Source organism: Rhodococcus sp. EPR-147 (assembly GCF_001647185.1).
Classification (GTDB): Bacteria; Actinomycetota; Actinomycetes; order Mycobacteriales; family Mycobacteriaceae; genus Rhodococcoides.
Genome location: NZ_LVCU01000163.1, coordinates 20,885 through 28,432 on the forward strand (window position 1 = coordinate 20,885; position 7,548 = coordinate 28,432).

Here is a 7,548-nt window from a genome sequence, read left to right on the forward strand (position 1 = left end):
GGAACGGACCGAGGCCCCCTTCAATTACCGACTTTTCCGACGGCAATATGGAACCGACTGTTCGGTGCGCACAATTGCGCCACCGCTTCGAGATCGGACTCGAAATCGACATCGCGCAATTCCGGGAGCATCGTGATCGACGCCCCGGCCGCGGTCAAGGCATCGAGTGTGTCGGAGCCCGTCGACGGGGCGGACATGGGCACGTCGAGCAAGAACCGAGCGAGCTCGGGGTTGCGAAGGCCGAGCGCCCACCAGCCGCCGTCCTCGGCGAATCCGAGTACGTCACTGTTGCCGAGTTGCGCGGCCGCGTCGGACAGCAAGTGCGCCGTGACCTGAGGGGTGTCCATGCCGATCTGCAGTACGGAACCGGTGGTGGCCGCGTCGGCGTGGGCATTGGCCAGTCGTTCGCCCAGCCCGTCGCCGCGCTGCGCTACGACCGTGAACGACGCCAGCGCGCGGGTCAGTTCGTCGACGCGGGCCGCGTCGGCGAGATTGCCGGTGAGGGCCACGACACGGCGGTCGACGTCGGCGGCCGAGACGGCGTCGAGGGTGTCGAGCAGCGAGGCCGCGGCCAGTTCGGCTGCGGCGGCGTCGCCGATCGTGGCGGCGAGGCGTGTCTTGGCCAGCCCGGGTACGGGGGCTTTGGCGACGACGAGAGCGGTGACGGTCACGAGAGCACCTTCCAGAAATCCCGCACGGCGACGATGGTTCCCTTCACCGATCCCGAGACCTTCGACGTTCCGGCTGTCCGTGGTCGGTAGACCACGTCGTGTTCGACGACGGTCCAGCCGGCTTCGGCCGCCAGTACCAGCAGCTGCAGTGGATAGCCCGAGCGGCGGTCGGTGACGCCGAGGTCGAGCAGTGCCTGACGGCGTACCGCGCGAATGGCTCCGAGGTCGTGCACGGGCAGCTTGTACTTGGTGCGAAGCCGAAGTGAGAGAACGGCATTGCCGATCCTGGCGTGCAGGGGCGAGCTTCCCTTCGCCGGTCGACGGCGACCGACGGCGAGGTCCGCATGGTCGAGGGCCGTCACGAGGGTCGGCAGGTCACGCGGATCCATGGAGCCGTCTCCGTCGAGGACGCAGACGATGTCGGTGTCGGCTGCCACGACGCCTGCGTGCACTGCTGCGCCGTAGCCGGGCACGGTTTCGGAGATCACCGTGGCTCCGTGGGCTGCGGCGACGGCGGCGGTGGCGTCGGTGGAGTTGTTGTCCACCACGATCGTGGAGTAGCCCGCCGGTACCGAATCGAGTACTGCCGGAAGCGATTCGGCCTCGTTCATGCAGGGGATGACGACGGTCACCGATTTCTGTTCAGACACGGGGTGGTCCCGTGCCCTCGGCGTCGCGCAACGGTGCGTCGGCGAATGCGGTGAGACCGTCCCTCGGCATGATCCTCGCGCGGAATCCCAGGGTCTGTTCGGCCAGTCGGGAACTGGCGACGATGTGCCGTACATCGCCGGCTCGGTAGCGTCCGGTGATCTCGGGTGTAGGCCCGCCGCGTGCTTCGGCGAGGATCGTGGCGACCTCACCGATGGTGATCGGTTGTCCCGAGCAGACGTTGAGGGCGGTGAAGCCCTCGGTCTCTGCGTCGATCGACGCGATGTTGGCCGCTGCGACGTCGTGAACGTGCACGAAATCGCGGGCCTGCTTGCCGTCCTCGTACACGGTCGGGGCCTGGCCGAGTTCCAGCGACGAGCGGAACATCGCTGCCACACCGGAATACGGGGTGTTGCGGGGCATGTTCGGTCCGTAGACGTTGTGGTAACGCAGTGCGATCACCGAGCCGCCCGTCGATACCGCCCACGCGGAGGCGTAGTTCTCCTGTGCCAGTTTGCTCGCCGCGTAGATGCTCCTCGGTTCGAGTAACGAATCCTCCTCCACCAGAAGCCAATCGAGGGGCTCACCGGACCTCGGATCGCGATTGTCGAACAAGCCGGCATCGAGATCGGCGCGGGTGCGGGGCGGCGGAACTACGGTCTCGCCCGACGAATTGAGATAGCGCCCTTCGCCGTAGACGACCATCGACGAGGCGAGAACCAGCCGCGAACAGCCCGCCTCGTACATCGCGGCGAGCAGAACTGCCGTCCCGTAGTCGTTGTGGCTGGCGTAGGCGGGGGCATCCGCGGCATCGACGCCGGCTCCGACGACGGCGGCCTGGTGACACACGACATCCACCCCGCGCAATGCGTCGACGAGCGAGTCCTTGTCGCGCACATCGAGATCGATGATTCCGTCGGCGCGCGCTCCTGGGCCGTGAGCCGATTCCAGCATGGCGTCGACGGCAACGATCTCGTGGCCGGAGGCGGCTGCCGCATCGCGAATGTGACCGCCGATGAATCCGGCTGCGCCGGTGAGCAGTACCCGGGTCATGGCAGCTCGATCGGCAGCGTGAGGCCGGTGTGCACCCGACAGGTCGGGCAGTCGCCGGTGGGAGCGTCGGAGATGGCCGAGCGCACCAGTGCCTTGAGTGGCTCGATGTTCTTCTGGAACTCGGCGAACACGTCCACCGCCTTGACGCCCTGACCGGACTCGATGCCGGCGTCGAGGTCGGTCACCAATGCGATCGGTGCGTAGCAGAGTTCGAGTTCGCGAGCCAGAACTGCCTCGGGGTGGCCGGTCATGTTCACCAGCGTCCAACCCTGGCGCGCGAACCACTGGCTCTCGGCACGAGTGGAGAACCGAGGACCTTCGACGACGACCATGACGCCGCCGTCGATCGCCGAGTCCTGGACCGCGGACTTCCGGAGCGTCGGGCAGTACGGGTCTGCGAATTCGACGTGAATCCCGCCCTCGTCGAAGTAGGTCTGTGCTCTCCCGGACGTTCGGTCGACCAGTTGATCGGGAATCACGACGGTGCCCGGGCCGTACTCGGACACCAGGGATCCGACCGCGCACGGGGCGAACACTCGGCTCACCCCGAGCATCCGCAGCGCCCACATGTTGGCGCGGTACGGCAACGTGTGCGGTGAGTACTCGTGATTGCGGCCGTGTCGGGGCAGAAACGCCACTCGCCGACCTTCCACCTCGCCCAACGTGATCGGGGCGCTCGGAGCGCCGTAGGGGGTGTTGAGCACTACCTCCTGGGCGTCGGCTCCGAAGAACGAATAGAAGCCGCTGCCGCCGATGACGGCTATCTCGGCCCGCCCCGTCGCGTCGTTGTCCATCTGCTCATCCTCCATCACCGTCGGTCGATATGCTGGTCCGAAGTCGTGTTCGCCTTCAAGTCCGCAGGGAGAAAAGACTATCCGTTACTGGAGAGAAGCCGTCGCAGGCACGTTGGCCGTCGTGCTCGTCGTGGTCGCATTCGTCGTTCCGTACCTGGGAAACGAACTCGTCACCCCCATCATCAACAGAACTCCGCAGCAGGTACGTGACTTCGCCGATGCGGCACCGCTGTTCGGCTTCCGCGAGATTCACGTGGGATGGGGAACTCCTGTCGCCGTTCTGATCGCCGTCGCCACTGTGCTGTGGGGGCCGACGGTCGCACGCCGACTGTCGTGGACGCGACTGTTGTTCGTGGTGTGGGGCGCGTCGGCGGCCTGGACGATGTCGCTGGCGATGGTGGACGGTTGGAAGCGCGGCTTCGTGAACCGGCTGGCATCGACGGACGAGTACCTGCACGAAGTGCCCGGCATCACCGACATTCCCGCCACGCTCCGCGGATTCTCCGAACGCATTCTGGACTACCAGGCCGATTCGTGGACGACGCATGTGTCGGGTCATCCCCCCGGCGCACTGCTCACGTTCGTGTGGCTCGATCGTCTCGGCCTCGGCGGAGGAGCCTGGGCGGCGACACTCTGTGTGCTGGTCGGCACGAGTGCCGCTGTGGCGCTGGTACTCACGCTCCGGGTGCTCGGCGACGAGAACATCGCGCGGCGGGCAGCACCGTTCGTGGCCATCGCCCCGGCCGCGATCTGGATCGCCGTTTCCGCCGATGCGTTCTACGCCGGTGTCGCCGCGTGGGGAATTGCGCTGCTGGCGATCTCGACGAAGCGCTACCTGTGGCCCGCGTCGATCGGTGCGGGAGTGTTGCTCGGTTTCGGCGTCTACCTCAACTACGGGTTGGTGTTGATGGGCCTGCCTGCGATCGCGGTGCTGATCGCCGGGCGAAGGATTCTGCCGTTCCTCGGCGCTCTGATCGGTGCGCTGATCGTTGCCGGGATCTTCACCGCGTACGGATTCTGGTGGTACGACGGTTACTTGCTGGTGCAGGAGCGCTACTACCAGGGCATCGCCACGGACCGGCCGTTCGAATACTGGGGCTGGGCGAACTTCGCGGCGCTGTTCTGTGCGTTGGGTGTGGCTGTGCCCGCGGCGTTCCCGCGGATACTCACCCGGCTGGAGCCGATCAACCTGTTGGTGATCTCGGCGATCGCGGCAGTGGTCATGGCGGATCTGAGCCAGTTGAGCAAAGCCGAGACCGAGAGGATCTGGTTGCCTTTCGCGATGTGGATGCTGATCGCGCCTGCTGTGTTGCCGATCCGCACGCATCGTTTCTGGTTGGCGCTGCAGGTGATCGGCGCGTTGGCGATCAATCATCTACTGTTCACGAACTGGTGAACGGGGCCAGCGTCATCTGAGCGAACCAACGCCCGTGGATCGGTGCCACGTCCACCACTCGCAGGCCTGCGGCACCGGCGAGATCTGCGGTGGCGTCGGCGCTGACACTGGACCAGGCGAACCAGTCGCCGACCATGGTGTCGGTTTCCCATCGAACGGTGCGGTGGCGAATTCCCGTGTCGCTCGGCGCATCCACTTCGGCGATGACGGCTCCGTGGGGGGCGAGCAGGTCGGCGGCCCGGCGAAGCAGACGCACCGGGTCTCCGCCGATGCCGATGTTTCCGTCCGCGAGGAGGACACACGACCAATTGCCGGTGTCGGGCAGTGGCTCGAAGAGGTCTCGGAGAACGGCGTTGCCGCCGCGTCCGATGGTCAGATCGACCGCGGCTCGGGAGGTGTCGACACCGAGTGCGGAAACGCCGCGTCGAGCAAGCGCTTCGGTGAGTCGACCCGGACCGCAGCCGAGATCGATCGTGGGGCCGGTACAGCGGCTGAGCATGGCGTGATCCGCGCGGCGATCCTCGGCCGACGAGGCGCTGCCACCCATCCAACGCTCGGTGGGAAGCTGCTGCCTGCTGCCGTCGGAATCGCCTATCCAGCAGGGTAGTCCGGCTGCTGCGCGGTTGAAGAGTGTATCGGCGGTGACGCTCATGCTCGGCTCCGTACGAGGGTCCATCGGGTGAAGTAGGCGGCTGCGCTCACGGTGAACAACACGGCGGTCAGTGCGAGCCAACGTCCGAGAAAGGGTTCCTGGGTCAAACCGGTTGCGGCTCGGTACGATTGCGCGCCCTGAGAGAGAATGCCGGGAAAGAACATCAGGAAGGTCAGGGCGGCTCCGAGCGCGGGAACTCGAACGAAGTTCACCGGCGACACGGCCAGGCGGTGACGCGGAATGGCGGTGAGCAGCCGATCGGCCAGTGAGTAGAGCGGGAACAGTACGGCGTCGTGCAGTAGTACCGATCCGAAGAACCACACGAGAACGGATTTCCACCACACGTCGCTGTTCCACAGGGCCTGCGGCCCCATGAGTATCACGACGTACCCGACCAGTGCGAACGAGAGCAGCAGACCGACCGCGTGCAGCGGGTGTCCACCGTAGATCTTCGTGAAGGCTCTCATTCGTGATTCCTGACCGTGCGATGCAAACACCCGTGCGCGAGCGCCGCCGTTTTCACGGCGACAACTCGCGCACGGGCGTTCAGGAGATGATTAGGCAGTGCTGACCGTGATGGTCGCAACGCCCACGAGCAGTCCCGGGGTCACAGCATCGGTGTTGAAGGTGCTGTTGAGCAGTCCGGCAGCGGTCTCCGAGATCTTCACCTCGGTGCCCTGCAGGATTGCGGTGTTGTCCGGTCCGGTAGCGAGCGGCTGCAGGGTGCGGCCGTCGAGATCGAACAGAACTGCGTCTGCGGCAGCTTCCTCGCCGTTGACCATGACGTCACCGGTGAGAAGCGAAGTGCCGGGATCGATGTCGAAGTTGATGAGCTCGACGACGGTCTCGCCGGCGGTCAGCGACAGGCCGCTGCCGTCGTGCATGATCTCGCCCTGGACGTAGGGGTCGACGGTGCCGGGCTCCCAGTACTTGACGTCTCCGCCGGTGATCGGGAAGCGGATGGATCCGTCTGCGAGAGTGGCGGTTCCGACGACGCCGGGCGTGAGGCCCAGGGTGGTCAGCGCACCGGTGAAGCCGGGATCGAGTGCAACTGCGGTGTCGACACCGTTGCTGAGGTCGGGGACCTCGGCTGCGGGCTCGGGCTCGCTCGCGGGGGTTTCCATGGCCGACGCTGCCGAGGAGGTGGCGTTGTCGACGGTGTCGGACGCCTCGTCGCTGGAGCATGCGGCAAGCGGGACGATGGTGAGTGCACCGATTGCGGTGGCGGCCAAAGCTTTACGAACAGTGAACATGTCGGTCAACCTTCCGTGCTCGTCTCTCGAGCGTTGTGGGTCATTCGGCGCTGCTTGCCGAGCGGATGGGTTCCATCTCGATCCCTTGAAGGGAGCGTGCCCACCTGTTACCCGACAAACCGGACTCCCAAACCGGAATTTTTCCGAAGGTCCACTCGAGATCAACGAAGGATCAGGTCCGCAGCTCGTTCGCCGATCACCACCGACGGCGCGTGAGTGTGTCCGCGGATGATGCTGGGCATGATCGACGCGTCGGCGACGCGAAGGCGATCGACGCCCCGCACTCGCAGCTCGGGATCGACGACACTGGCGGGGTCGTTGCCCATACGCGCAGTGCCCACGGGGTGGTACAGCGTGTGCGCATTCTGTTCGAGGGCCTCGGTGAGCAGGTCCGCCGGGGAGATGTTCGACGCCACCCTGGGGCGTACGACGTCGCCGAGCAGCCCCTTCAACGACGGGGTTTCGGAGATGGCGACGCAGGCGCGCAGGCCTTCGATCATCGCTTTGCGGTCCAGTCCGCCGGGGTCGCTGAGGTAGCGGGGTTCGACGATGGGCTTGGCCGACGGGTCGGCCGAGCGGAGGGTGATCTCGCCGCGGCTCTCGGGTTTGACGAGTACCGCGCCGATGACGGCGGCGTGCGAGTCCTGGCCGACGAGTCCCTCGTCGAAGAACGGTGCCGGTCCGAAGATGAGTTCGAGGTCGGGCAGGGCCAGGTCCTCGCGGCTCTTGATAAAGCCGTACGCCTCGGCGACGTTGGAGGTGAGCATCCCGCGTCGGCGCGCGAGGTAGTTGACCAACTCGGGGATCTTCTCGGCGTGGAAGAGGGAGTCTCTTTCGGTTTTCCAGCCGACGAGGGCGGCCAGGTGGTCTAGGAGGTTCTGCCCGACGCCGGGCGCGTGGTGTTGGACGGCGATGCCGTGGGACTTCAGCTGTTCCTGGTCTCCGATGCCCGAGAGCATCAGTAGTTGCGGGGTGTTGATGGCTCCGCCGGAGAGGATCACCTCTTTGCGTGCGCGCACGGTGTGTGTCTGCCCGCCGGAGGCGTATTCGACTCCCACCGCCGCGCTGCCCTCGAAGAGCA

The 7,548-nt window shown here is 66.0% G+C and carries 9 protein-coding genes; 1 reads left to right on the forward strand and 8 read right to left on the reverse strand.

Going from position 1 to position 7,548, the window contains the following annotated elements:
- Positions 1–20 precede the first annotated feature (20 nt).
- Genes A2J02_RS08350 through A2J02_RS08365 form a run of 4 tightly spaced genes read right to left on the reverse strand, consistent with a single transcriptional unit; the run spans position 21 to position 3,166 of the window.
- Positions 21–671 (reverse strand): TIGR04282 family arsenosugar biosynthesis glycosyltransferase, encoded by a 651-nt coding sequence (locus A2J02_RS08350; protein ID WP_068049191.1) that lies wholly within the window; start codon positions 669–671, stop codon positions 21–23.
- Positions 668–1,321 carry a glycosyltransferase gene (locus A2J02_RS08355; RefSeq protein ID WP_082898705.1) on the reverse strand — a complete coding sequence of 218 codons (654 nt, stop codon included), beginning with the start codon at positions 1,319–1,321 and terminating at the stop codon, positions 668–670. The genes A2J02_RS08350 and A2J02_RS08355 overlap by 4 nt, the downstream gene beginning before the upstream one ends.
- Positions 1,314–2,372, reverse strand: a complete 1,059-nt coding sequence (locus tag A2J02_RS08360) for an NAD-dependent epimerase/dehydratase family protein (RefSeq protein ID WP_068049194.1) — start codon at positions 2,370–2,372, stop codon at positions 1,314–1,316. The genes A2J02_RS08355 and A2J02_RS08360 overlap by 8 nt, the downstream gene beginning before the upstream one ends.
- Positions 2,369–3,166, reverse strand: coding sequence for an S-methyl-5'-thioadenosine phosphorylase (locus tag A2J02_RS08365; protein WP_068049197.1), 798 nt, complete (start codon positions 3,164–3,166; stop codon positions 2,369–2,371). The genes A2J02_RS08360 and A2J02_RS08365 overlap by 4 nt, the downstream gene beginning before the upstream one ends.
- A 112-nt stretch (positions 3,167–3,278) precedes the next feature.
- Between A2J02_RS08365 and A2J02_RS08370 the strand changes: the two genes are divergently transcribed.
- On the forward strand, positions 3,279–4,562 hold the full coding sequence (locus tag A2J02_RS08370; RefSeq protein WP_231893770.1) for a hypothetical protein: 1,284 nt from the start codon (positions 3,279–3,281) through the stop codon (positions 4,560–4,562).
- Here A2J02_RS08370 and A2J02_RS08375 read toward each other — a convergent pair.
- From A2J02_RS08375 to A2J02_RS08390, 4 genes are all read right to left on the reverse strand, one after another.
- A complete protein-coding gene (locus A2J02_RS08375; RefSeq protein WP_082898706.1) occupies positions 4,549–5,214 on the reverse strand; it encodes a methyltransferase domain-containing protein in 666 nt (221 codons plus the stop codon). The genes A2J02_RS08370 and A2J02_RS08375 overlap by 14 nt on opposite strands.
- Complete coding sequence (locus tag A2J02_RS08380) at positions 5,211–5,681, reverse strand: hypothetical protein (protein ID WP_068049200.1); 471 nt, start codon at positions 5,679–5,681, stop codon at positions 5,211–5,213. The genes A2J02_RS08375 and A2J02_RS08380 overlap by 4 nt, the downstream gene beginning before the upstream one ends.
- A gap of 90 nt (positions 5,682–5,771) precedes the next feature.
- Positions 5,772–6,467 (reverse strand): hypothetical protein, encoded by a 696-nt coding sequence (locus A2J02_RS08385; protein ID WP_068049223.1) that lies wholly within the window; start codon positions 6,465–6,467, stop codon positions 5,772–5,774.
- 161 nt (positions 6,468–6,628) lie between these two features.
- The coding region (locus tag A2J02_RS08390) for a GMC family oxidoreductase (protein WP_197477974.1) at positions 6,629–7,548 on the reverse strand (920 nt) is incomplete at its 5' end.